22 protein-coding genes are annotated in these 25,602 nt (G+C 34.0%); 11 read left to right on the forward strand and 11 right to left on the reverse strand.

Annotated elements, in window-relative coordinates:
• The first annotated feature begins 10 nt into the window (after positions 1 to 10).
• The 4 genes from HMPREF3134_RS08110 to HMPREF3134_RS08125 all read left to right on the forward strand — a co-directional run bounded on the left by HMPREF3134_RS08110 (position 11) and on the right by HMPREF3134_RS08125 (position 4,242).
• A complete protein-coding gene (locus HMPREF3134_RS08110) occupies positions 11 to 769 on the forward strand; it encodes an ABC transporter ATP-binding protein (protein ID WP_070442091.1) in 759 nt (252 codons plus the stop codon).
• On the forward strand, positions 759 to 2,642 hold the full coding sequence (locus HMPREF3134_RS08115) for an FtsX-like permease family protein (protein ID WP_070442094.1): 1,884 nt from the start codon (positions 759 to 761) through the stop codon (positions 2,640 to 2,642). Before HMPREF3134_RS08110 ends, HMPREF3134_RS08115 begins: the two co-directional genes overlap by 11 nt.
• Before the next feature lie 27 nt (positions 2,643 to 2,669).
• On the forward strand, positions 2,670 to 2,864 hold the full coding sequence (locus HMPREF3134_RS08120; protein WP_053023567.1) for a VraH family peptide resistance protein: 195 nt from the start codon (positions 2,670 to 2,672) through the stop codon (positions 2,862 to 2,864).
• Positions 2,865 to 3,192: 328 nt separating this feature from the next.
• Positions 3,193 to 4,242, forward strand: coding sequence for a Spy0128 family protein (locus HMPREF3134_RS08125; RefSeq protein WP_256262281.1), 1,050 nt, complete (start codon positions 3,193 to 3,195; stop codon positions 4,240 to 4,242).
• Positions 4,243 to 4,298: 56 nt separating this feature from the next.
• Here the strand turns inward: HMPREF3134_RS08125 and HMPREF3134_RS08130 are convergent, their stop codons facing one another.
• The 10 genes from HMPREF3134_RS08130 to rpmH form a co-directional block, all read right to left on the reverse strand.
• Positions 4,299 to 4,871: a helix-turn-helix transcriptional regulator gene (locus HMPREF3134_RS08130; RefSeq protein ID WP_053023565.1), complete on the reverse strand. Its 573-nt coding sequence runs from the start codon at positions 4,869 to 4,871 to the stop codon at positions 4,299 to 4,301.
• 257 nt (positions 4,872 to 5,128) lie between these two features.
• Entirely contained in the window at positions 5,129 to 5,668 is a 540-nt protein-coding gene (locus HMPREF3134_RS08135; RefSeq protein WP_037551843.1) for a TetR/AcrR family transcriptional regulator, read from the reverse strand.
• Positions 5,631 to 6,029, reverse strand: a complete 399-nt coding sequence (locus HMPREF3134_RS08140) for a DUF3147 family protein (protein ID WP_037551846.1) — start codon at positions 6,027 to 6,029, stop codon at positions 5,631 to 5,633. Before HMPREF3134_RS08140 ends, HMPREF3134_RS08135 begins: the two co-directional genes overlap by 38 nt.
• Positions 6,030 to 6,047: 18 nt before the next feature.
• On the reverse strand, positions 6,048 to 6,410 hold the full coding sequence (locus HMPREF3134_RS08145) for a DUF3147 family protein (RefSeq protein ID WP_053024873.1): 363 nt from the start codon (positions 6,408 to 6,410) through the stop codon (positions 6,048 to 6,050).
• A gap of 220 nt (positions 6,411 to 6,630) precedes the next feature.
• Positions 6,631 to 7,470 (reverse strand): nucleoid occlusion protein, encoded by an 840-nt coding sequence (noc, locus tag HMPREF3134_RS08150; protein WP_070442100.1) that lies wholly within the window; start codon positions 7,468 to 7,470, stop codon positions 6,631 to 6,633.
• Positions 7,471 to 7,515: 45 nt separating this feature from the next.
• Positions 7,516 to 8,238, reverse strand: a complete 723-nt coding sequence (rsmG, locus tag HMPREF3134_RS08155; protein ID WP_070442104.1) for a 16S rRNA (guanine(527)-N(7))-methyltransferase RsmG — start codon at positions 8,236 to 8,238, stop codon at positions 7,516 to 7,518.
• Positions 8,238 to 10,115 carry a tRNA uridine-5-carboxymethylaminomethyl(34) synthesis enzyme MnmG gene (gene mnmG / locus HMPREF3134_RS08160; RefSeq protein WP_011276914.1) on the reverse strand — a complete coding sequence of 626 codons (1,878 nt, stop codon included), beginning with the start codon at positions 10,113 to 10,115 and terminating at the stop codon, positions 8,238 to 8,240. The genes rsmG and mnmG overlap by 1 nt, the downstream gene beginning before the upstream one ends.
• A gap of 119 nt (positions 10,116 to 10,234) precedes the next feature.
• Entirely contained in the window at positions 10,235 to 11,614 is a 1,380-nt protein-coding gene (gene mnmE, locus HMPREF3134_RS08165; protein WP_070442106.1) for a tRNA uridine-5-carboxymethylaminomethyl(34) synthesis GTPase MnmE, read from the reverse strand.
• A gap of 153 nt (positions 11,615 to 11,767) precedes the next feature.
• A complete protein-coding gene (gene rnpA, locus HMPREF3134_RS08170) occupies positions 11,768 to 12,118 on the reverse strand; it encodes a ribonuclease P protein component (RefSeq protein ID WP_176744137.1) in 351 nt (116 codons plus the stop codon).
• A 112-nt stretch (positions 12,119 to 12,230) separates the two neighbouring features.
• A complete protein-coding gene (gene rpmH, locus HMPREF3134_RS08175) occupies positions 12,231 to 12,368 on the reverse strand; it encodes a 50S ribosomal protein L34 (protein WP_000240855.1) in 138 nt (45 codons plus the stop codon).
• Between the two features lie 677 nt (positions 12,369 to 13,045).
• Here rpmH and dnaA point away from each other — a divergent pair.
• The 6 genes from dnaA (at position 13,046) to gyrA (ending at position 22,307) form a co-directional block, all read left to right on the forward strand.
• Positions 13,046 to 14,401 carry a chromosomal replication initiator protein DnaA gene (dnaA, locus tag HMPREF3134_RS08180; RefSeq protein WP_070442112.1) on the forward strand — a complete coding sequence of 452 codons (1,356 nt, stop codon included), beginning with the start codon at positions 13,046 to 13,048 and terminating at the stop codon, positions 14,399 to 14,401.
• Between the two features lie 301 nt (positions 14,402 to 14,702).
• Positions 14,703 to 15,836: a DNA polymerase III subunit beta gene (dnaN, locus tag HMPREF3134_RS08185; protein WP_070442115.1), complete on the forward strand. Its 1,134-nt coding sequence runs from the start codon at positions 14,703 to 14,705 to the stop codon at positions 15,834 to 15,836.
• 375 nt (positions 15,837 to 16,211) lie between these two features.
• Complete coding sequence (gene yaaA / locus HMPREF3134_RS08190) at positions 16,212 to 16,454, forward strand: S4 domain-containing protein YaaA (protein WP_172458781.1); 243 nt, start codon at positions 16,212 to 16,214, stop codon at positions 16,452 to 16,454.
• Entirely contained in the window at positions 16,451 to 17,566 is a 1,116-nt protein-coding gene (gene recF, locus HMPREF3134_RS08195) for a DNA replication/repair protein RecF (RefSeq protein ID WP_070442117.1), read from the forward strand. Before yaaA ends, recF begins: the two co-directional genes overlap by 4 nt.
• Before the next feature lie 9 nt (positions 17,567 to 17,575).
• Complete coding sequence (gene gyrB / locus HMPREF3134_RS08200; protein WP_070442120.1) at positions 17,576 to 19,510, forward strand: DNA topoisomerase (ATP-hydrolyzing) subunit B; 1,935 nt, start codon at positions 17,576 to 17,578, stop codon at positions 19,508 to 19,510.
• 97 nt (positions 19,511 to 19,607) lie between these two features.
• Positions 19,608 to 22,307: a DNA gyrase subunit A gene (gyrA, locus tag HMPREF3134_RS08205; RefSeq protein WP_070442123.1), complete on the forward strand. Its 2,700-nt coding sequence runs from the start codon at positions 19,608 to 19,610 to the stop codon at positions 22,305 to 22,307.
• Positions 22,308 to 22,408: 101 nt separating this feature from the next.
• Here gyrA and HMPREF3134_RS08210 read toward each other — a convergent pair whose 3' ends face one another.
• Entirely contained in the window at positions 22,409 to 23,221 is an 813-nt protein-coding gene (locus HMPREF3134_RS08210) for an NAD(P)H-hydrate dehydratase (protein WP_053016920.1), read from the reverse strand.
• A gap of 655 nt (positions 23,222 to 23,876) precedes the next feature.
• Here HMPREF3134_RS08210 and serS point away from each other — a divergent pair.
• The gene (serS, locus tag HMPREF3134_RS08215) at positions 23,877 to 25,163 is read left to right on the forward strand and encodes a serine--tRNA ligase (protein ID WP_070442126.1); all 1,287 of its coding nucleotides are present in this window, start codon (positions 23,877 to 23,879) and stop codon (positions 25,161 to 25,163) included.
• Positions 25,164 to 25,602 lie beyond the last annotated feature (439 nt).

Consider the following 25,602-nt stretch of genomic DNA (forward strand, 5'->3'; position numbering starts at 1 on the left):
TGCAATCGACATGCCAATTTTAAACGTCAATCATTTATCAAAAGTATATGGAAATAAGCAAAAGTATAAAGCCCTAAACGACATCAACTTTTCAGTGGATAAAGGAGAATTCGTTGCCATAATGGGACCTTCAGGTTCAGGTAAGACTACCCTCCTCAATGTCATTAGTTCCATCGATAGTATTTCTGGAGGAACTGTAGAAGTAAGTGGCAATGAAGTTAATCAACTCAAAGATAAGCAATTAGCACAATTTCGTAAGAAAGAACTTGGATTTATATTCCAAGATTATAGCGTCTTACCTACCTTAACCGTTAAAGAAAATATTATGTTGCCACTATCCGTTCAAAAAGTAAGTAAAGATGAGATGGAACAAAATTATAAAGAAGTCACTGAAGCACTCGGTATTTATGAGTTAAGCGATAAATATCCAAGCGAAATATCAGGTGGTCAGCAACAACGTACCGCTGCCGCACGTGCATTCGTTCATAAACCGTCTATCATCTTTGCCGATGAACCGACAGGAGCACTTGATTCGAAAAGCGCACAAGACTTACTTAACCGTCTAGAAGATATGAATGAGCGATTCAATAGCACGATTATCATGGTAACTCATGACCCATCTGCAGCGAGTTTTGCACGGCGTGTCATTATGTTAAAAGATGGCAATATTCATTCAGAAATCCATCAAGAAGATAAATCTAAACGTGAATTTTATGATGAAATCATTCAAGTACAGTCAGCCTTAGGTGGTGTCGCAAATGACGTTTAATCAAATTACATTCAAAAACTTAAAAAGTAATTTTAAAAATTATGCACTGTATCTTTTTTCACTCATTTTTAGTATTATTTTATACTTTAGCTTTGTCACTTTGCAGTACACACATAGTATTAATAATGGTGATTCTCCAAAAGTAATCCAAGAAGGTGCTAAAGTAGGCGCAGTTTTCCTATTTATTACAATTATTATTTTCTTAATGTATACGAACCAATTATTTATTAAACGTAGAACACGAGAATTTGCGCTATTTCAACTTATCGGACTAACACGACAAAACATTTTAAGAATGCTAGCTATTGAACAGTTCATATTCTTTGTTATTACTGGCATCATAGGTATTGTAATTGGTATTGTAGGCTCTGAAATTCTACTCAATATTTTAGTGAAGATGATGCATTTGAAAGTAGGTGTCTCAATCGGATTTGAATTTCCTGCATTGATTCAAACAATTGTGATGCTTGTACTAGCATTTATCTTGATTATGTTCCAGAACTTTCTTTTCCTAAAAAGAAAAACCATTCTGTCAATGATGAAAGATAGTACTAAATCAGAAGCTACTAAAGCTAAAATTACCGTTCCTGAACTTATTGCTGGTATTCTAGGCATTATCATGATCATCTTTGGGTATTATATTTCCACTGAGATGTTTGGTAAGTTCGAAGCTTTAACAATGGTCTTGATCACACCTTTCTTAATTCTGTTTCTAACCGTTGTGGGGGCTTATCTATTCTTTAGAAGTTCAGTATCTATTATATTTAAATCACTGAAAAAATCTAAACATGGACGCATTTCAATTACAGATGTCGTATTTACTTCATCAATTATGCATCGCATGAAGAAAAATGCGATGTCACTAACAATTATTGCTATTATTTCAGCAGTGACAGTAACTATTCTATGTTTTGGTGCAATTAGCAAAGCAAATACAGATTATATGATTCAAGTATCCTCACCTCAAGATATTAACTTTGCTAAAGCGCAATCAGCTCAAAAGTATGAAAAACTATTAAAACAAAATCATATTCAATATGACACGAAAACTTTTGAAGGTAGTAATACGAAATTATTTAAAAATGATGTCTTAAAAAGTAAAACAAACGAAGGTATGCAAAATGCTGGTATCGTTGTTATGCCAGATAAAAATATTAATGGTAACCATGCTACTATTACTAACCTACAAGGACCACTTTCTGGCATTGTAAGTGTTCATACGAATGAAGATATGACACTTCAAGGTCAACAAAAAATGACATTAAACGTGAATAAAAAGGATGACAATGAGGTAATTCCGTCGACCGTTTCTATAGGAGGTCCTGTCTTAAAAGTAAGTCCAGATAATTTCAATAAATTGAAAATGAAGGACCAACTAATGCATCATTACGGTTTTAATATCACAGATCATAAAGACCTCTCTAAAGCGGAAAAACTAGCTCAGAAAGTAAGTGCAAATGTTGAATTAAAAAATGACACGAAGAAAATGCTAGATGAAAGTAACGGTATTCTAATGTTTGTCACATCATTCTTAGGATTAGCGTTTCTCATCGCAGCGGGATGTATTATCTATATTAAACAAATGGATGAAACCGAAGATGAAATTAACAATTATCGCATATTAAGACGTATCGGCTTCACACACACGGATATGACGAAAGGTCTAGCATTAAAGATTCTATTCAACTTCGGTTTACCTTTAATCATCGCATTATTACACGCACTATTTGCTGCAATGGTATTTATGAAACTAATGGGAGAATACTCTCCAACACCGATTATCATTGTGATGATTGTTTATTCACTTGTTTACCTTATCTTTGCAGCAATCTCATTTATCCATGCAAATCGAATTGTAAAACACTCTATTTAATAATTGAAAAGAAAGGACGTTGTTTAAATGAATATTAAAGAATTAATTCGCAAATCTTACGAGGATTTATTAAGTTTGAAAGTCAATTGGTTTAACGGTCTTATGTTAGTACTTATCGTCTTCATCTTGAGTGGCATTGCGACACCATTTATTGGAGTACCAGTAGGCTTACTTGGTGGTGGTTATATTCTAAAACGTTATGAAGAAAAGACTAATAACTAATATTGAAAATCAAAGCATTTAGAACAAATATATTAAAGGGCTACATTGCAAATAGACAGTAGTTAACTGAGCTGAGAAAGTGCCTTAAATCAAGCGATTCTCAGCTCTATTCATACATACGGGGTTTGGGGCCACAACATAGAGAATTTCACAAAGAAATTCTACAAGCTAAGCAGATTAGGGTAGGATAGAATTCAAAGGAATTCTATCCTACCCCTTTTTTCATTTTATTTTAATAATTATGATTATTATATATTAATACCGTTTTTTTATTTTATATATTTTATAATTAAATTGACAGAAATATTTTATTCATCTAAGAAAGGACATCAAGTTATGCAACAAAAAAACAAAGTATCGCTTCTCTATTCGAAAGTTTTCAATAGGAACAGTCTCCATATTATTAGATGCCTTTTTATTTATGGACTTTCAAGATGTAGCTCATGCAAGTGAATTACATAATAGTACGTCAACAACGGACACGGCTTCCAATCAACAATCTTTTGAAAAGAAAGTCAATAATTCAACACATGAAGACGTACAAAATGCAGCTTCACCATCTCAATCTATTCCCCTGAAAAATTTAGAAAATACAACAAAACTCAACCCAAATTTCGATGCTGAACCATTAACGATTACAGCGACTGTTATAGTAACTGAAGGAAATGGCATCTTAAATGCCAATGTAAGTTATGCATATGATTCAGATGATGATAATAATCAGGCATTCACTAACTATTACGTAACACCCAAGCAATTAGACTTTGATGTTCATTTTACAAAATCTTTAGTTGGTCGTCCGTTGAATAATGGAGAGTTTCAATTCACTATGAAAAATGCTGACAGCGAAGTTATCGCTACTGGTACAAATAATGCGACAGGTCAAATTAATTTCAACTTTATTGAAGGTAAACGTCCAACTTATACAAATGCCGATGCCGGTAAGACCTTCACGTATACTGTTGAAGAAGTTCCTAGTAACTTACCGAATATAAATAGTGATGCTATGAAAGCAATTGTAACTGTGAATGTCACTAAAGATTTACATGTGCTTACAGCAACATCCATTGTGCCAGCAGATACTGAATTTAACAACACTGTTGAACCACCAGTACCACCAACGCCAAACAAACCACCACATAATCCGCCTAAAACACCGGGTCAACCTCCAGTTAACCCACCAGGCAACCCACCTGAAAAACCAGGTGTGCCACCGATACATCATGTGCCACCAACACCTAAACAACCAAATCAACCGAAACACCTACCAAATACTGGTAGCGACGACGCTAATATGAATAAATCATTATTAGCAACAATGTTTGCAGGTTTAGGTAGCGTATTATTAATTGGTAGAAGAAGATTACGCAATAAATAATCACTTATAATTACTAAAGGCCTATGAAGCATTGCGTTTCATAGGCCTTTAAATTGTTATGGTAAAAATTTAAATGATAGATAAATACTCAACCAGCATATGATTACAAATGCGCCTACTACAAAGATAAATGATAAGATACACGTAATGAAATTGCGTGTTTTAGTAGTCTGAACTTCATTAGGATCTTGACCATTCATAAAAGCTACGATTCGATCGTAATTATCCATGCCGTGTTTATATTTAATTTTATCTATCCTTGTAGAACTATAAAAACCTATAGAAAAAATGACATAGGTTATCGCAACACCCCACCAACTTAAATAAAATAAAAGCGGTCCTATTAAAACACATGCTAATAACGTCCAAATTAGCATCATCCACGTCCAAAAATCCATGTCTTTTTTAATTTCTTCATGTTCCATACGTTTCACGTCTCCTTTGACAAGATCATCTAATGAAACATTAAATAAGTTACACATCATTAATAAATTATGGATATCTGGATAGCTTCTTTCATTCTCCCAATTAGAAATCGTTTGTCTCGAAACATATAATTTCTCAGCTAGGTACTCTTGAGAATAATTTTCTTTTTCTCTATATTTCCGAATTTGTTGACCGATTTCCATCACCCATAACTCCTTAACCATTTAGATTAATCTTGCCTAGATTAGAAGCAAGATAGACATTAATAGTTGTATCTCACTTCAACTCCATAGAAACGTTTCTTCATATAAAAAACTACCAAATTTCTTTGTCATTCGCATCTTTTTCATTGTCAAAGTCCTTTTACATGTTGATTTATCAGTATTTATAAGACTTCTCGACGTCTAAAAAAGGAACTGCGCTATTTATTTAAACGCAGTTCCTTTTGTTAATTAAGATATTATTGATTAAAAGATTTTAAGATAACGTCTAGCATTTTTTCAATATATGCTTCATCAAGTGTTTCCGGTTTAATTAAAATATTGAAATAAATTGGTGAGAAAATCATATCTATAAATAAATCTTGATCCTCTTCTTTTATGTGATGTGCTATGATTGATTTCAATAATTTTCGATTACTTTTAAAATAACCCTTCATAAACAATTCACGTGCTTCAACTTGTTGATTACTAATTAATATTTCAATAACCGCACGCCCTAAATTCGTTTTATAAATTTCCATTATTTTAATTAAGAATTGATACAACCCCGTGTGTAGATCTTTATTTTCATTTTCAAAAATCTGTGTTCTACTCACGAACATATCTACAATAATTGAAGATTTATCTTTCCAACGTCGATATATTGTAGCTTTAGACACACCTGTGTTTTCAGAAATTTGATCGATGGTAATGTCTCTAAAATGTGTTGTAGCCAACATTCGATCTAATTCATTAAAAATTTTATGATTGATTGTCGGATCTTTCGGTCTTCCAGCCATGTTTTCCCCTTCTTAAATGCGTAATAAATTCAACCGCTTCAAAAATAATTACTGCACTTACAAACCATGCAATAAATCCAATAACAATACTAAGTAGCCATTGATTTGTAAAATATAGCATCGCCCATGTTGCTAGTATACTAATAAGTACGCCCGTCATGCCAAAAACTGCACCTCTACTTACGTGCTTAGCAATAACATCGCCATGTTGCATTCCTGTGATAAACAATGAAACCAAGAATACTGCAGGTAATGTAGCAAACACACCCCCGAGTTCTTTCCAAGGTAAAATAACAGAGATAATATAACTCAGCGTAACTGCAAGTCCCCCAACCAAGAATTTAATTAATGCTAATTTCATTACAAAAGCCTCCAATGATTAATTCATATGTCTAACAACAAATATACTTAGAGAAATTACAAGCCAACATATTAATGCAAATCCTGTTCCTCTTTTATAATCTCTTTTACTAATATAAAGAGACGTTAAAAAGACTGTTATGATGCACGATATAATTCCAATAATGGCACCAGAACTAAGATGAATTGACATTTGAACTAATTGATTGCCACGATGATCTATCGCAAGGGCTATAATTGCAGCTAAGTAGACTGCCGGCATAGTAGCGATAATGCCACCCATTTTACCACCGACCTTCTCAGCCATTATAGATGCAATCGCCACTGCAAGACCTCCAATAACAAAATGAAGAATAGCACTAGAAATGGATATTCCGAACACAATAAACCCTTCTTCTTTAATTATTAAACGATACGTTTCGTTTAATAATATTGTAAATCTATTTATTAGCTATGTAAACAGCACTTTATAATAAAAATGAATGCTATATGAACATAAAAAACACTAAAATGATTCAACTTTTAATCATCTTAGTGCTATTATTAAGTGGTATAACTTTAAAACCTATTTTTCAAGGAATAGCATTATACACACTTTTCATCTATTTTTTATAAATTTTTATTTTAATTTCGTAATAATCATCATGTTCTTTATCACGTTGTTCTACACGTATACCAGATTGTTCAATGGCTTGAATGCTTTTTCCAACTTCGTCACGGGCTTGTGTTAAATCTTTAGAGAATTGAAAAGATTGAGCCTTTACTTTTTCTGGTCCAATTTTCTGTTTAACACGTGCCTCTGTTTGTTTAACATTTAATTTTTGACTAATCACTTGTTCAATTAGCTTTTCTTGATCGTCCTCTTTAAGAGATAAGACAGCACGAGCATGACGCTCAGTAATCTTGCCTTCTCTTAAACGACTAATCACTTTAGGTGCTAATTTCAATAATCGCAATTTATTTGCGATAAAACTTTGACTTTTACCTAAACTTTTAGCTAATTCATTTTGCGTTGTGCCACCAATCTCAAGAAGCTTTTTATAAGCTTCCGCTTCTTCAACAGCAGATAAATTTTCACGTTGAATATTCTCAATTAATGCAACAACTGCTGTTTCTTCATCATTCATATGACGTATAATGACATCTGCTTGAGATTTATGCAGTGACTGTAGTGCTCTAAAACGTCGTTCACCCGCAATAATTTCGTACATATTCTCTTCAATCGGTCTTACAACGATGGGTTGTAATAAACCATGCTCATCAATAGATTCAGCAAGTTCAGTAATCTTACTTGAGTCAAACACCTGTCTTGGTTGATAACGGTTAGGTACAATACGCTCAATTTGAATGGATTCGACGCTAGAATTGCGATCTTCTTCAATGTATCCAACGATGTCATCTTTATTTTTCAATCCAAATAATTTTGAAAAAGGCTTTTTCATTATCCATTCACTCCTCTTAAAATTAATTTTAACATGTAGGTGCTATTAATTTTCTAGTAAAGGAGATTTATTAGGCGTACCAGGTTTTCTAGGATATTTTTTAGATGTTTGACGACGTTTATCTATAATAATCATTTGTCGTTCACCAGCATCTTCTGGTAAATCAAATGTATAAGAATCACTAAAGACGCCACCTAATATACTAATCCCAAATTGTGCTTCTTTTAATTCTTCTTCTCCTTTAGAAGACTTCAATGCGATGAACTGGCCACCCTTTTTAACTAAAGGAAGGCACAATTCACTTAAAACTGTAAGTCTGGCTACTGCACGTGCTGTAACTAAGTCATACGTTTCTCTGTTTACGCCTTTACCGAATGTTTCAGCGCGATCATGTACAAAGCTAACTTGTGTTAAACCAAGTTCAGCAGCTAGATGATTTAAAAATTGAATACGTTTATTTAAAGAATCTACAATGGTTACTTTCAATTCAGGGTAAACAATCTTCAATGGAATACTTGGGAAACCTGCACCTGCACCAACATCACAGATGGTTAAAGGCTGATTGAAATCATAATAAAAGCTCGGTGTAATTGAATCATAGAAATGTTTCAAATAAACTTCATGTTCATCTGTAATACTTGTGAGATTCATTTTCTCATTCCATTCTACAAGTAAACGATAATATGTTTGAAATTGTTCTTTTTGTTTATCTGACAATTCAATTCCATGTTCACTTAATTCTTTAGCTAGCCATTCTACGCCATTCATTAATTTTTCACCCTTTGCAATTTACCTTGCTCTAAATAAACAAGTAAGATTGAGATGTCTGCTGGGTTAACACCAGAGATTCGTGATGCTTGTGCAATATTCAATGGTTTAACTTCAGCTAATTTTTCACGAGCTTCAGTCGCTAAACTATCCACTTTACTATAATCTAAGTCTTCCGGAATTTTTTTCTCTTCCATGCGTTTAACTTTTTCAACTTGTTGCAATGATTTATTGATATAGCCTTCGTATTTCGTTTGAATTTCAACTTGCTCTTCAACCGCTTCAGGTAATTGATGACTTTCTTCTAGAATTTCTAAGATTGTATTATATGTCATTTCAGGACGTCGTAATAGATCAATTGCTAGAATGCCATCTTTTAGACGTGAACCACCATTTGCCTCAATGACAGATTGTGTGTGTTCATTTGGTTTAATACGAATATCAGTTAAACGTTGGATTTCATCTTGAATTTGCTGACGCTTTTCATTAAAACGCGCGTAACGTTCTTCTGAAATCATACCTAATTCATAACCTACATCAGTCAAACGCAAGTCAGCATTATCATGACGTAGTAATAATCTATATTCTGCACGAGATGTTAATAAGCGGTAAGGCTCATTCGTACCTTTTGTAACTAAGTCATCAATTAAAACACCAATATATGCATCTGAACGACTTAAGATTTTTTCTCCGGTACCAAGCACTTTACCTGCAGCATTGATTCCAGCCATAATACCTTGACCAGCCGCTTCCTCATATCCTGAAGTACCATTGATTTGTCCAGCCGTATATAAATTTTTAATCATTTTAGTTTCCAATGTTGGCCATAATTGCGTTGGCACAATCGCATCATATTCAATGGCATAACCCGCACGCATCATGTCTGCCTTTTCAAGACCAGGAATCGTTTCTAACATTTGACGTTGTACGTGTTCTGGTAAGCTTGTTGAAAGTCCTTGAACGTAAACTTCATTTGTATTACGACCTTCAGGCTCTAGGAAAAGTTGATGTCTAGGTTTATCATTAAAACGCACAAATTTATCTTCAATTGATGGACAATAACGAGGACCTGTTCCTTTAATCATACCTGAATACATAGCTGATAAATGTAGATTATCATCGATGACTTTATGTGTACGATCATTGGTATATGTTAACCAACAAGGTAATTGGTCTAGGATATATTCTGTAGTTTCAAAACTAAATGCACGACCTACATCATCACCAGGTTGAATTTCCGTCTTAGAATAGTCAATTGTTTTCGCGTTTACACGTGGAGGTGTACCCGTTTTAAAGCGCACAACTTCAAAACCTAATTCTCTTAAATTATCAGCTAGAGTGATAGATGGAAGTTGATGATTTGGACCACTTGAATATTTCATGTTACCTAAGATTATTTCACCACGTAAGAATGTACCTGTCGTAATAACAACCGCTTGAGCGCGATATTCAGTACCGATATTTGTGCGGACACCTTTTACTTCATTGTCTTCAATAATTAATTCATCCACCATACCTTGCATGATGTCTAAATTATCTTCATCTTCAATAACACGTTTCATTTCTTGTTGATATAACACTTTGTCTGCTTGAGCACGTAACGCACGTACTGCTGGTCCTTTACCAGTATTTAACATACGCATTTGGATATGTGTTTTATCAATCGCTTTAGCCATTTGTCCACCTAATGCGTCAATTTCTCGAACGACAATACCTTTCGCTGGACCACCTACTGATGGGTTACATGGCATGAATGCAATATTATCTAGATTAATTGTTAGCATTAGTGTTTTTGCGCCACGTCTTGCAGATGCCAAACCTGCTTCAATACCTGCATGTCCAGCACCAATGACGATTACATCATATTCTTGAACCACCTAATTGACCTCCTTTAAATTTCCTTTGTCCTTAATTTTATAAATAAGACTTCCTACCGTCTCAGTTTCTTTAATATTTATCATTTCTTAAACGTTACATAGCTATAAGGTATAAACTATTATTTTCCTAAGCAGAATTGACTAAATAGTTGATCAATCAATTCATCACTAGCAGATTCACCAATAATTTCACCTAATAATTCCCAAGTACGCGTTAAGTCAATTTGAACCATATCCATAGGAATACCTGATTCAGCTGCATCAATCGCATCTTGAATGGCATTTCTAGCTTGCTTTAATAAAGAGATATGTCTTGAATTAGATACATACGTCATATCTTGGTTTTGAACATCGCCACCAAAGAATAAATCTCGTATTTGTAATTCTAGTTGATCAATACCTTCTTGTTTAAGCATAGATGTTTGGATAAGTGGTGTATCACCAATCATTTCTTTTACTTCATTTATATCTAAGTTTTGTTCTAAATCAGTTTTGTTAACAATTACAATGGCTTCTTCATTTTTAATAACTTCATATAATGTACGATCTTCTTGTGTTAATGGCTCATTGTTATTTAATACAAATAAGATTAGATCTGCTTCACTTAAGGCTTTGCGTGAACGTTCGACACCAATTTTTTCAACGATATCTTCAGTGTCACGAATACCTGCAGTATCTACCAATCTTAATGGTACACCTCTAACATTGACGTATTCTTCTAAAACGTCACGAGTTGTACCTGCAACTTCAGTTACGATGGCTTTATTATCTTGAATAAGGCTATTTAACATTGACGATTTCCCTACATTTGGTTTACCAACGATAACGGTTGAAAGACCCTCTCTCATAATTTTACCTTGTGTTCCAGTCTCTAATAATAGATTAATTTCGTTTTTAATCTTTTTAGATTGCTCTAATAGGAATTCAGTTGTAGCATCTTCAACATCGTCATATTCTGGATAATCAATGTTCACTTCTACTTGCGCGAGAATTTCTAAAATGGATTGACGTTGTCGCTTAATTAAATCACTTAGTCGCCCTTCGATTTGGTTCATGGCAACTTTAGAAGCACGATCTGTTTTAGAACGAATAAAATCCATAACAGCTTCAGCTTGTGATAAATCGATACGCCCGTTCAAGAATGCACGCTTTGTATATTCCCCTGGCTCTGCCATTCTTGCACCATGCGTCATTGTAAGTTCTAATATTCGATTAATTGTTAAAATACCACCGTGACAATTAATTTCAATAATGTCCTCGCGTGTAAATGTTTTTGGTGCTCTTAGCACAGATATCATAACTTCTTCAACAACTTCATTTGTTTCAGGGTCTACGATATGACCATAATTAATCGTATGCGAATCTACGTCTTGTAACTTTTTCTTTCCTTTATATAGCTTATCTCCAATTTCAACGGCTTGTGGTCCAGATAAACGGACAATACCGATTGCTCCTTCACCCATAGGTGTTGAAATACTAGTTATCGTATCAAAATCCATGATTATCCTCGCCTCCTTATTCAAGTAAAATTTCATTATAACATTGTAATTTGTTTCTATAAAAATTGCTAATAAGTTGATTTATCGCTCATAAGGTAAGACTTCGGTTTGTCTAGCCTCAGACTAACGGGAGTCTAAAACTCCCCTACCCTTCTATTTAATCTTTTTATTAAAGACCTTTGCAATTTTTAATACATGTTCTAAGCTACCCTGGATTTCAAGTGTAGTCATATCCTTAGCTGGTTGCCTAGCAATAACGATAATATCACGTGCAATAATATCTTCTTTATGAATTTTGAAATTCTCTCTTATCGCACGTTTAATTCTATTTCGAGTCACTGCATTGCCTAATTTTTTAGATACACTAATACCTAATCGAAAATGATCTTTATTACTATTGTAGGTATAAACAACAAACTGTCTATTTGCTACCGATTTTCCTCTTTTATAAATCTTTTGAAAATCAGTATTCTTTTTTATACGGTAAGCCTTCTCCACGTTCACATCACTCGCTTATTTTATTCTTTGCCATCTTAGCTAAGGTTAGTTTTGATATAGCGTATCTCAATTTATACCTATTCAAACGAAAAAAAAGACCACTGAGAAGTCAGTGATCTTATGCTGATAAAACTTTACGGCCTTTACGACGACGACGTGCTAAAACTTTACGGCCATTTTTAGTGCTCATGCGTTTTCTGAAACCATGAACTTTACTATGTTTACGTTTATTTGGTTGATAAGTACGTTTTACCATGCAAAACACCTCCATCTACATATTTATCCAGCTCACTTGCTCTTGTAGTGATCCTGATTATTTTAATAGATAAATTATAATTTCTGATATCAGAATTCTTGTTTTAATTCAATTTTATCTAGTCATAATTCAAACAACTACTACAATATAACAAATTACTATTTATAAAGCAAGTAGCATTTGCATTAAGATGTTATTTTTTAACCACTTGTCAACAACCATTTTTAATATTTATACATTTCGCCAAACGTGCGTCTCACACACTTTATTCATTTTAAATTCATCTTTATAAACTATTTCCCAAAGCTGTTGTAGTACATAAACTAAGTTTTTTAAAATTATCCACTTATACACATACGAGATTCAATCTTCTGTGGATAATATATTAATTATTAACAGAGTTATACCAAATTTAACAACATATTCACACCTATTTGACATCTCTCTAAGTTAAAAAGTATAATTATGTGGATAAGTCGTCTAACTCATTATTTTTAAAGGATTTATTTATTGATTTTATATACGTATTTAGTGTGAATAAATCATAGCATATATAAAGTTATCCACTGAATGTTATTAACTTGTGGATAATTATTAACATGCTGTGATTATTTTTATCCACTTGTCTAAATGTCTGTGTATAAGTCCTAAATTTAAAAGAAGATGGAGTTTATTTTATGTCAGAACAAGAAATTTGGAAAAAAGTATTAGAAGTTGCTGAATCAGAAATATCTAAATCGACATTTAATACTTTTTTGAAAGATACAGAACTCAAAGAAATTCGTGATAATGTTGCAATCATCTTTGTAATTCATGAATTTTACGCAGAATGGTTAAATTCAAACTACAAAGAAGTAATCCAAACAATTATGAAAGATGTTATTGGTTATGAAGTTGAACCCAAATTTTTCACTGCTGAACAATTAGCTGAACTTGATGAGACAAGTCGTAAATCTAACACGCCAAGCGAATCTCAACGTCAAATCATTGAAGATGGTCATGAAGGCACAGATCAATTCAATACTCACAATACATTTGATACTTTCGTCATTGGACCTGGCAATAGATTTCCACATGCAGCAAGTCTTGCAGTTGCTGAAGCACCAGCACAAGCATACAACCCTCTATTTATATATGGTGGCGTTGGTCTTGGTAAGACACATCTTATGCATGCGATCGGTCATCATGTTCTTAGCAATCAACCAAATGCTAAAGTACTATATACTTCAAGTGAAAAATTCACAAATGACTTCATCAAATCAATTCGTAACAATGAACCTGAAGCCTTTAGAGAGAAGTATAGAAACATCGACGTGTTACTGATTGATGACATTCAATTTATTCAGAATAAAGAACAAACGCAAGAAGAGTTCTTCCATACATTTAATGAATTACATCAAAATAAGAAGCAAATTGTCATTTCAAGTGACCGTCCACCTAAAGAAATTGCAAAATTAGAAGACCGTTTACGTTCTCGTTTCGAATGGGGATTAATCGTTGATATTACTCCTCCTGACTATGAAACGCGTATGGCGATTCTTCAGAAAAAAATCGAAGAAGAGAATTTAGAAATTCCTGCTGAAGCTTTAAATTATATTGCTAATCAAATTCAATCAAACATCCGTGAATTAGAAGGCGCACTCACACGTTTGCTTGCCTATTCTAAACTTCAAGGCAGACCTATTACGACTGAATTAGCAGCAGAAGCGCTCAAAGATATTATTCAAGTTCCTAAATCTAAAAAAATTACGATTCAAGATATTCAAAAAGTCGTTGGACATTACTACAACGTTCGCATCGAAGATTTCAGCGCAAAAAAACGTACAAAATCAATTGCTTATCCACGTCAAATTGCGATGTATTTATCAAGAGAACTTACTGATTTTTCATTACCTAAGATTGGTGAAGAATTCGGTGGTCGAGATCATACGACAGTGATTCATGCGCACGAAAAAATCGCTAAAGATATTAAAGCCGATACAATTTTTAAACAAGAAGTTGAAGATTTGGAAAAAGAAATTCGCAATCAATAAAATAAAAGTTGAAAACTGTTATACAACAGATTATGAAATGATAAAGTGGGAAATAAAAAATAGTGACAAGTTATTATGGTATAAGAAGCATTGATTAATGATAAGCGTCATAAACATTTTATTCGTAATTGTGGATAATGTTTAAAAGTAATACACAACATCAACAGTTTATCCACATGTGTATAACTTTGGCACACAAGGATTTTCTTAACATATCCACTAATCCACAAGCCCTACTACTATTACTATGAATTTAAAACCTATATAATTATATATAAACGACTGGAAGGAGTTTAAATTAATGATGGAATTCACAATTAGAAGAGATTATTTTATTAATCAATTAAATGACACATTAAAAGCCATCTCACCAAGAACAACATTACCAATTTTAACGGGTATCAAAATCGATGCTAAAGATAACGAAGTCATTCTTACTGGTTCAGATTCTGAGATATCTATTGAAATTACAATCCCTAAACAAGTAGATGGTGAGGATATTGTCACTATTTCTGAAACAGGTTCAGTTGTACTTCCTGGTCGTTTCTTCGTAGATATTATTAAAAAACTACCAGGTAAAGATGTTAAATTATCAACAAATGAACAATTTCAAACACTGATTACTTCAGGACATTCTGAATTTAACTTAAGTGGTTTAGATCCTGATCAATATCCATTATTACCTCAAGTATCACGTGATGATGCAATCCAATTATCAGTAAAAGTATTAAAAAATATCATTGCACAAACAAATTTCGCAGTGTCCACCTCAGAAACACGCCCAGTACTTACTGGTGTTAACTGGCTTATACAAAATAATGAATTAATATGCACTGCGACCGATTCACACCGCTTGGCTGTAAGAAAGTTGAAATTAGAAGATGACTCTGAAAATAAAAATGTCATTATTCCAGGTAAAGCTTTATCAGAATTAAATAAAATTATGAGTGATAGCGATGAAGAGATTGATATTTTCTTTGCTTCAAATCAAGTTTTATTTAAAGTTGGAAATGTAAACTTTATTTCTCGCTTATTAGAAGGACATTATCCTGATACAACACGTTTATTCCCTGAGAATTACGAAATTAAATTAGGCTTAGACAACGGTGAATTCTATCACGCAATCGATCGTGCTTCTTTATTGGCACGAGAAGGTGGTAACAACGTTATTAAGTTAAGTACAGGTAATGATGTTGTAGAATTATCATCTACATCACCTGAGATTGGTACTGTAAAAGAAGAAGTTACAGCAACGGATGTAGAGGGTGGCAACTTGAAGATTTCTTTCAACTCTCGTTATATGATGGATGCGTTAAAAGCGATTGATAATGATGAAGTTGAAGTTGAATTCTTTGGTACGATGAAACCATTCATCCTTAAACCAAAAGAAGATGATTCTGTCACACAATTAATTTTACCAATTAGAACGTATTAGTTTTAAAAGCTATTAATTTGGAGTTACGACGAATTCAAAAGGAATTCCGTCCTAACTCCTTTTTTATTTAATTTAAGCTCAATCAGCCTTTAATATAGACACAAAAGTTATTCACTAGTGGGATAACTCTAAATAATATATCATCAAGCTAAAATGGCCCTTAAAATTAAAAATCAGGCTATTCTCTATACAACCTCATTTGTAATCTTCAATTTTCTTTAAAAAAGCCGCTTCAAATTGAAAATTATAACTAATTTTCCTACTAAAATTAAATATGTAAAAAGATATTGTGAAGTAAACGGTTTCACATCCCATTTTAAATGAAATTTAAACCTAAAAAAGGTATAATATATTAATGACACATAAAGAAACGGAGTGATTATTTTGGTTCAAGAAGTAGTAGTTGAAGGCGATATTACGTTAGGCCAATTTCTTAAAACGGAAGGCATTATTGAATCAGGTGGACAAGCTAAATGGTTCTTACAAGATGTTGAAGTTCTAATTAATGGCGAGCGCGAAACACGTCGTGGTAAAAAACTAGCTAACCAAGATCGAATTGATTTCCCAGATATCCCTGAAATTGATTCTGTAATCATTATTCATCAAGGTGAACAATGAAACTTAAAACACTCCAATTAGAAAATTATCGTAACTATGAAGAAGTTACGCTCGAATGTCATCCTGATGTGAATATTCTGATCGGAGAAAATGCACAAGGGAAGACGAATTTGCTTGAATCAATTTACACATTAGCTTTAGCCAAAAGTCATCGTACATCGAATGATAAGGAGCTTATACGGTTTAACTCAGAGTATGCTAAAATAGACGGTGTACTAAATTATAGACATGGAACGATGCCACTAACGATGTTTATAACTAAAAAAGGTAAACAAGTAAAAGTGAACCACTTAGAACAAAGTCGACTAACTCAGTATGTTGGACATCTTAACGTGGTTCTTTTTGCGCCAGAAGATTTAAATATTGTTAAAGGATCCCCTCAGATACGAAGACGCTTTATTGATATGGAATTAGGTCAGATATCTGCAGTATATTTAAATGATTTGGCTCAATACCAGCGTATTCTCAAACAGAAGAATAATTACTTAAAGCAACTGCAATTGGGCCAGAAGCAAGACACTACAATGTTAGAAGTCTTAAACCAACAATTTGCACAATATGCTTTAAATGTAACGTTGAGACGAGAGCATTTCATCAAAGAATTAGAATCATTGGCTAAACCGATTCATGCAGGTATCACGAATGAGAGAGAAACGTTGTCATTAACTTATTTACCAAGTATTAAACTCAGTGATATGAGCAAAGGTGAACAGACGTTATTGGACGAAGTGATTACGCTATTGAATGACAATATTAAGCGAGAAATGGATAGAGGCGTCTGTTTATTTGGACCACATAGAGATGATTTAGGCTTTAATGTAAATGATATGGATGCACAAACATATGGATCTCAAGGGCAACAACGTACGACTGCATTATCCATTAAATTAGCAGAAATAGAGTTAATGAATATTGAAGTTGGAGAATATCCAATCTTATTATTGGATGATGTGTTAAGCGAATTAGATGATTCTCGACAAACACATCTATTAAGCACGATTCAACATAAAGTACAAACCTTTGTAACAACAACATCTGTAGACGGCATAGATCATGAAATTATGAATAATGCTAAGCTTTATCGAATCAATCAAGGTGAAATTATAAAGTAATAGAAAGTGATGGTGAATACATTGTCAGATGTAAACAACATAGATAACTATGGTGCTGGACAGATACAGGTATTAGAAGGGTTAGAAGCCGTTCGTAAAAGACCTGGTATGTATATAGGGTCAACTTCAGAAAGAGGTTTGCACCACTTAGTATGGGAAATCGTGGATAACAGTATCGACGAGGCACTTGCTGGTTATGCAAATCAAATCGAAGTTATTATTGAAAAAGACAATTGGATTAAAGTAGCTGACAATGGTCGAGGCATTCCTGTTGATATTCAAGAAAAAATGGGTCGTCCAGCAGTTGAAGTTATCTTAACTGTACTGCATGCTGGTGGTAAATTCGGCGGTGGCGGTTATAAAGTATCTGGTGGTCTACATGGTGTAGGTTCTTCAGTTGTTAACGCATTGTCTGAAGATTTAGAGGTATACGTTCATCGTAACGATACTATCTATCATCAAGCATATAAAAAAGGTGTACCTCAATTTGATCTTAAAGAAGTAGGTAGCACTGGTAAAACAGGTACAGTCATTCGCTTTAAAGCAGATAGTGAGATATTCACTGAAACAACTGTTTATAACTATGAAACGCTACAAAAGCGTATTAGAGAGCTTGCATTCTTGAACAAAGGTATTTCAATCACTTTAAGAGATGAGCGTGAAGATGTAGAGCAACGCGAAGATACATATCACTATGAAGGCGGTATTAAATCTTACGTTGAACTATTAAACGAAAATAAAGAGCCTATTCATGAAGAACCTATTTATATTCATCAAACTAAAGATGATGTAGAAAAAGAAATTGCTATGCAATATAACAGCGGTTATGCAACAAACTTATTATCTTATGCGAATAATATTCATACTTATGAAGGTGGTACGCATGAAGATGGTTTCAAACGTGCCTTAACGCGTATATTAAATAGCTATGGAACACAAAGTAAGATTATTAAAGACGATAAAGAAAGATTGTCTGGTGAAGATACACGTGAAGGTTTAACAGCCGTCGTATCAATTAAACACGGTGATCCTCAATTCGAAGGACAAACTAAAACGAAATTAGGTAACTCTGAAGTACGTCAAATTGTTGATAGATTGTTTGCCGAGCATTTTGAACGTTTCTTATATGAACATCCAAATGTTGCACGCATCGTTGTGGAAAAAGGAATTATGGCATCACGTGCACGTGTCGCAGCAAAGAAAGCACGTGAAGTGACACGTCGTAAATCAGCTTTAGAAATTTCAAGCTTACCAGGTAAACTTGCAGACTGTTCAAGTAAGAAACCTGAAGAAAGTGAAATCTTCCTAGTAGAGGGTGACTCTGCCGGGGGGTCTACAAAAGAAGGTCGTGACTCTAAAACACAAGCTATCTTGCCATTAAGAGGTAAAATCTTAAACGTTGAAAAAGCACGTTTAGACCGTATTCTTAACAATAATGAAATACGTCAAATGATTACAGCCTTTGGTACTGGTATTGGTGGCGAGTTCGATATCTCTAAAGCACGTTATCATAAAATTGTAATCATGACAGATGCTGATGTGGATGGCGCGCATATAAGAACTTTATTACTAACGTTCTTCTATCGTTTCATGAGACCACTAATCGAAGCGGGATATGTGTATATTGCACAACCGCCATTGTATAAATTAGCACAAGGCAAACAAAAATATTATGTATTTAATGATCGTGAACTTGATAAATTGAAATCAGAATTAAGCCCTACACCTAAATGGCAAATATCACGTTATAAAGGTTTAGGAGAAATGAATGCGGATCAATTATGGGAAACGACTATGAATCCTGAAAACCGTATGATGTTACAAGTTAAATTAGAAGATGCGATTGAAGCGGACCAAACATTTGAAATGTTAATGGGTGATGTAGTTGAAAATCGTAGACAATTTATCGAAGACAATGCAGTATATGCGAACCTAGATTTCTAAGTTAACGTCTAGTATTGAAAATCTTGAAGACTGTACAGCATAATGGCTTGCAGTCTTGCTATTTTAAGTGAATTGATTATAGAAGGAGGATATCTTGATGGCTGACTTACCTCAATCAAGAATAAATGAACGAAATATAACCAGCGAGATGCGCGAATCATTCTTAGACTATGCAATGAGCGTTATCGTTTCACGTGCGTTACCTGATGTACGTGATGGTTTAAAACCTGTACACCGTCGTATCTTATATGGCTTAAATGAACAAGGTATGACTCCTGATAAACCATATAAAAAATCAGCACGTATCGTTGGGGATGTAATGGGTAAATATCACCCTCACGGAGACTCATCAATCTATGATGCCATGGTCAGAATGGCACAAACATTCAGTTATCGTTATCCACTTGTCGATGGTCAAGGTAACTTTGGTTCAATGGACGGCGATGGTGCCGCTGCCATGCGTTATACTGAAGCGAAGATGACTAAGATTACGTTAGAATTACTGCGTGATATTAACAAAGATACAATCGATTTTCTAGATAACTATGATGGTACTGAAAGAGAGCCGGAAGTCTTACCTTCTCGTTTCCCTAACTTATTAGTTAATGGTGCATCAGGTATCGCTGTAGGTATGGCAACAAATATTCCTCCTCACAATTTAACTGAAGTCATCAATGGTGTTTTACATTTAAGTAAGAATCCAGATGTAACGATTGCAGAACTTATGGAAGATATTCAAGGCCCTGATTTTCCAACAGCTGGTTTAATTCTAGGGAAAAGTGGCATCCGACGTGCTTATGAAACAGGTCGAGGATCAATTCAAATGCGTGCACGTGCGGAAATTGAAGAGCGAGGTGGCGGTCGCCAACGTATCGTAGTGACTCAAATCCCGTATCAAGTTAATAAAGCGCGTATGATTGAGAAGATTGCAGAACTTGTTCGTGAAAAGAAAATTGAAGGTATTACTGATTTACGTGATGAAACAAGTTTACGTACTGGCGTTAGAGTAGTAATCGATGTTCGTAAAGATGCAAATGCCAATGTTATTTTAAACAATTTATATAAACAGACGTCATTACAAACTTCATTTGGTGTTAATATGATTGCACTTGTTAATGGACGTCCAAAATTAATCAATTTAAAACAAGCTTTAGTTGAATATTTAGAACATCAAAAGACAGTTGTACGTCGTCGTACTGAATACAACTTGAAAAAAGCGAAAGACCGAGCACATATCTTAGAAGGTTTACGTATAGCGTTAGATCATATCGATGAGATTATTACGACAATTCGTGAATCAGAAACAGATAAAGTCGCTATGGAAACATTGCAAGAGCGTTTTAAATTATCTGAACGTCAAGCGCAAGCTATTTTAGATATGCGTTTGAGACGTTTAACTGGTTTAGAACGAGATAAAATTGAAAATGAATACAACGAATTACTCGGTTATATTTCTGAACTTGAAGAAATCTTAGCCGATGACGAAGTTTTACTTCAATTAGTTCGTGATGAGTTAACTGATATTAAAGAACGTTTTGGTGACGAACGTCGTACAGAAATTCAATTAGGTGGCTTAGATGATTTAGAAGATGAAGATTTAATTCCTGAAGAACAAATCGTCATCACATTGAGCCATAATAACTATATTAAACGTTTACCAGTTTCAACGTATCGTTCACAACACCGTGGCGGACGCGGCGTTCAAGGTATGAATACATTGGAAGAAGATTTCGTAAGTCAACTTGTAACGTTAAGTACACATGACCACGTTCTATTCTTCACGAATAAAGGCCGTGTTTATAAACTTAAAGGATACGAAGTTCCAGAATTATCTCGCCAATCTAAAGGTATTCCAGTCATTAATGCGATTGAATTAGATAATGATGAAACAATCAGTACGATGATTGCTGTTAGAAACCTTGAAGATGAAGATAGTTACTTAGTATTTGCAACTAAAAATGGTATTGTGAAACGTTCTGCTTTAAGCAATTTCTCACATATCAATAAGAACGGTAAGATTGCGATTGGATTCAAAGAAGACGATGAATTAATTGCAGTACGTCTTACAGATGGTAACCAAGATATCTTAATTGGAACATCCCATGCTTCATTAATTAGATTTGCAGAAACAAGTTTACGTCCATTAGGTCGTACTGCTGCAGGTGTAAGAGGTATCTCATTACGTGAAGATGATGTCGTTGTAGGTCTAGATGTTGCCCATCCCGATAGCGAAGATGAAGTGCTAGTCGTCACTGAAAATGGTTATGGTAAACGTACGCCAGTGAGTGAATATCGCTTATCAAATCGTGGTGGTAAAGGTATCAAGACTGCGAAGATTACTGAACGTAATGGTAATATCGTTTGTATCACAACTGTTAATGGCGAAGAAGACTTAATGATTGTTACAAATAGTGGTGTTATCATTCGTTTAGAAGTAGAAGATATTTCTCAAAATGGTCGTGCAACTCAAGGTGTTCGCTTAATGAAATTAGGCGATGATCAATTTGTATCAACAGTTGCTAAAGTTATTGATAAAACAGAAGATGAAGATGCGACTGAGGCTGCTCAAACTGAAAATGGTGAATCAAATGCAGAAAGTACAGAAAGTCCTAGTGAAGAAGTAATTGATGATGATACACCAGGTAACGCACTTCAAACTGAAGCGGACGAAGAGACTACAGTTTCATCTGATGAAGATGCAACAGATGAACGTATTGAAGTTAGACAAGACTTCATGGATCGTGTAAATGAAGACATTGAAAATGCATCTAACAATGATGAAGATGACGAAAACTAAAGAATAGAAGGTTAATCAATAATAGAAAGTTACAACAATATTGATTTCTTCAACAAATAAGACTTCCCTAATACCAGGGAAGCCTTATTTTTATAGCTTATTTAGTTTTCTAATTCTTTCATAACGTATGGAATTTCACTAATTAAACGTGAAGGTGGTACGACATACATAGATTCAGATAATTTTTCTCCAATATAACTATGTGTATAAGTTGCGCTTGTTATCGCATCTCTAAAATCATCAAATTGTCCAACAAAGCTTGTAATCATACCAGCTAACGTATCTCCCATGCCACCAGTCGCCATTGCCGGTGTACCAATGGCAAGTCTATATTCTTTGTCTTTGAAGAATATTTCAGTACCGTGTTTTTTCAGTACAACTGCAGCACCTAACTTATCTACAGCTTCTCTATTACGTTCATAAGTTTGTTCTTCAATAGGGATACCACTCAAACGTTCCCATTCCTTTTGATGTGGCGTGAAGATAACACGGCAAGTTGGGATATCAGGTTTTAATTTACTAAATATCGTTATAGCATCACCATCAACAATTAAGTTTTGATGTGGCTGAATATTTTGTAGTAAAAATGTAATTGCGTTATTACCTTTGAAATCGACACCTAAGCCTGGCCCAATTAAAATACTATCAGTGTTCTCAATCATTTTAGTTAACATTTTAGTGTCGTTAATATCGATAACCATCGCTTCTGGGCAACGAGAATGAAGTGCAGCATGATTTGTAGGATGTGTAGCTACTGTAATTAATCCACTCCCACTATAAACACATGCACGCGCAGCCAACATGATTGCTCCCCCTAAATTGGCACTCCCACCTATAAGTAAAATCTTTCCATAGTCACCTTTATGTGTCTCTTCTTTTCTTTTCGGAATATTAACTGTTGTTAATGTTTCCATGAATTAAACCCTCCCTTGAAGACGTTTCGAACGTATAATACTAAATTGTAAAAATGTGATTATTGTCAATTCTATATATAACTCAAATTTTAAGTGACGATGAGATGCGTAGCGAAAGCATCAACAACTAACTCGCCTGTTGAGTTTTAAATTTGAATGTTTGTTTATGACCTTTTTAAATACAATAGAAAATATTATACCTGTGAATGACTTTCGTCAACACTATTATGAAGATTATTTTGTAATGAATGATGGGGAGTGATTATGTTGGCTAATAGAGTGTGTTTACGAGTAGCATGAATATAATATTATTTACAATTTACTTGCTAATTATAAAGGAGTTTGCTATATTAAAAATAACTTAATAAGTTATTGTTCGTGGGACAAGTAACATAATTAATTAATTTCAGAGAGCTTGTGTTGAGTGTGAACAAGTAATTGATTGTTATGCGAATCTACCTACAATTGTGAACAACCGGTAATAACCGTTATTTTAAGGAAAGTGCAATTTGATACATATGTAGTGTTAAATTGTTAAATAGGGTGGCAACGCGTAGACCACGTCCCTTGTAAAGGGGATGTGGTCTTTTTTTATTGAAAATACGCACGTTATCCGAAATTAAATTTTTCAAAAATTGGGAAGGATGAGTATTACATGTTAGACATTAGACTATTCAGAGAACAAGCAGACACAGTTAAGAGCAAAATTGAACTACGTGGAGATGATCCTAAAGTAGTTGACGAAGTATTAGAATTAGATAATGAACGTCGTCAATTAATCGGTAAAACTGAAGAAATGAAAGCACGTCGTAACAAAGTAAGTGAAGAAATCGCTGAAAAGAAACGTAACAAAGAAAATGCAGACGAAGTTATCAAAGAAATGCGTGAACTTGGTGACGAAATCAAAGAAAACGACGCTAAACTTAACGAAGTGGATAATAAAGTTAGAGATATCTTAATTCGTATCCCTAACCTAATTGCTGAAGATGTACCACAAGGGGATTCTGATGAAGAAAACGTTGAAGTTAAAAAATGGGGTACACCTCGTGAATTTGACTTTGAACCAAAAGCACACTGGGACTTAGTAGAAGAATTAAAAATGGCAGACTTTGAACGTGCTGCAAAAATTTCAGGTGCGCGTTTCGTATACTTAACTAAAGATGGTGCATTATTAGAACGTGCATTAATGAACTACATGCTTACTAAACATACAACGCAACACGGTTATACTGAAATGATGACACCTCAATTAGTTAATGCAGATACAATGTTTGGTACTGGTCAATTACCTAAATTTGAAGAAGATTTATTCAAAGTTGAAAAAGAAGGTTTATACACAATTCCAACTGCAGAAGTTCCATTAACAAACTTCTATAGAGATGAAATCATCCAACCAGGCGTATTACCAGAAAAATTCACTGCTCAAACAGCTTGTTTCCGTAGTGAAGCAGGATCAGCTGGTAGAGATACAAGAGGTTTAATCCGTTTACACCAATTCGACAAAGTTGAAATGGTTCGTATCGAAAAACCTGAAGATTCTTGGGACGCTTTAGAAGATATGACACAAAATGCTGAAGCAATTCTTGAAGAATTAGGTTTACCATATCGTCGTGTTATCTTATGTACTGGCGACATCGGTTTCAGTGCTAGTAAAACATACGACTTAGAAGTATGGTTACCAAGTTATGACAACTATAAAGAAATTAGTTCTTGCTCAAACTGTACTGATTTCCAAGCGCGTCGTGCTAACATCCGCTTTAAACGTGATGCCGCTTCTAAACCAGAATTAGCACATACTTTAAATGGTAGTGGACTTGCTGTAGGTCGTACATTTGCAGCTATCGTTGAAAACTATCAAAATGCAGATGGTTCAATAACAATTCCAGAAGCGTTAGTACCATTCATGGGTGGTAAAACTGAAATCCGTCCAGTAAACGACTAATTCATTAGTTAGTAAGAAGTACAGATTAAAATAAATATGTTAAGGCTACATCGCAAATTCGTAGTAGCTTACTAAACTGAGAAAATGCTCTTACCGAGCTTTTCTCAGTTTTTTTCGTCCTTACATATGAGATTCTAATATATTAAATTTAGTCCATCTCCTCTTAGTATATTTCTAATAATTAATTGCATAAAATTCCACTTTTTCTTAATAAAGGGATGAAGTAAAAAGGCTAATTTAGACTACTTTTTAAGAGATAAATAAACCGTTGTCTACAAAAACAGACACATTTAAAATCCTTTAAAATCAACACTTCTAAGTAGTCGTTCAGTCTAATGTCACACAACCCTGCGTCTAATGTTGTTGCCACTCTAGCATCCGTATATTAGACTGAAAATATTAGTATATTACTTTATAAAATTAATAAGAATAAAGGAGG

The organism is Staphylococcus sp. HMSC14D10, assembly GCF_001808125.1.
GTDB lineage: Bacteria > Bacillota > Bacilli > Staphylococcales > Staphylococcaceae > Staphylococcus > Staphylococcus haemolyticus.

What these genes read in the sequence shown, in the direction of transcription:
- serS (WP_070442126.1), top strand. Translation starts at nt 23,877, where the DNA reads ATGTTAGACATTAGACTATTCAGAGAACAAGCAGACACAGTTAAGAGC.
- HMPREF3134_RS08115 (WP_070442094.1), top strand. Translation starts at nt 759, where the DNA reads ATGACGTTTAATCAAATTACATTCAAAAACTTAAAAAGTAATTTTAAA.
- mnmE (WP_070442106.1), bottom strand. Translation starts at nt 11,614, where the DNA reads ATGGATTTTGATACGATAACTAGTATTTCAACACCTATGGGTGAAGGA.
- HMPREF3134_RS08110 (WP_070442091.1), top strand. Translation starts at nt 11, where the DNA reads ATGCCAATTTTAAACGTCAATCATTTATCAAAAGTATATGGAAATAAG.
- noc (WP_070442100.1), bottom strand. Translation starts at nt 7,470, where the DNA reads ATGAAAAAGCCTTTTTCAAAATTATTTGGATTGAAAAATAAAGATGAC.
- gyrA (WP_070442123.1), top strand. Translation starts at nt 19,608, where the DNA reads ATGGCTGACTTACCTCAATCAAGAATAAATGAACGAAATATAACCAGC.
- HMPREF3134_RS08210 (WP_053016920.1), bottom strand. Translation starts at nt 23,221, where the DNA reads ATGGAAACATTAACAACAGTTAATATTCCGAAAAGAAAAGAAGAGACA.
- HMPREF3134_RS08140 (WP_037551846.1), bottom strand. Translation starts at nt 6,029, where the DNA reads ATGAAATTAGCATTAATTAAATTCTTGGTTGGGGGACTTGCAGTTACG.
- gyrB (WP_070442120.1), top strand. Translation starts at nt 17,576, where the DNA reads ATGGTGAATACATTGTCAGATGTAAACAACATAGATAACTATGGTGCT.
- recF (WP_070442117.1), top strand. Translation starts at nt 16,451, where the DNA reads ATGAAACTTAAAACACTCCAATTAGAAAATTATCGTAACTATGAAGAA.
- dnaA (WP_070442112.1), top strand. Translation starts at nt 13,046, where the DNA reads ATGTCAGAACAAGAAATTTGGAAAAAAGTATTAGAAGTTGCTGAATCA.
- rpmH (WP_000240855.1), bottom strand. Translation starts at nt 12,368, where the DNA reads ATGGTAAAACGTACTTATCAACCAAATAAACGTAAACATAGTAAAGTT.
- HMPREF3134_RS08135 (WP_037551843.1), bottom strand. Translation starts at nt 5,668, where the DNA reads ATGGCTGGAAGACCGAAAGATCCGACAATCAATCATAAAATTTTTAAT.
- dnaN (WP_070442115.1), top strand. Translation starts at nt 14,703, where the DNA reads ATGATGGAATTCACAATTAGAAGAGATTATTTTATTAATCAATTAAAT.
- rsmG (WP_070442104.1), bottom strand. Translation starts at nt 8,238, where the DNA reads ATGAATGGCGTAGAATGGCTAGCTAAAGAATTAAGTGAACATGGAATT.
- HMPREF3134_RS08120 (WP_053023567.1), top strand. Translation starts at nt 2,670, where the DNA reads ATGAATATTAAAGAATTAATTCGCAAATCTTACGAGGATTTATTAAGT.
- HMPREF3134_RS08130 (WP_053023565.1), bottom strand. Translation starts at nt 4,871, where the DNA reads ATGGAAATCGGTCAACAAATTCGGAAATATAGAGAAAAAGAAAATTAT.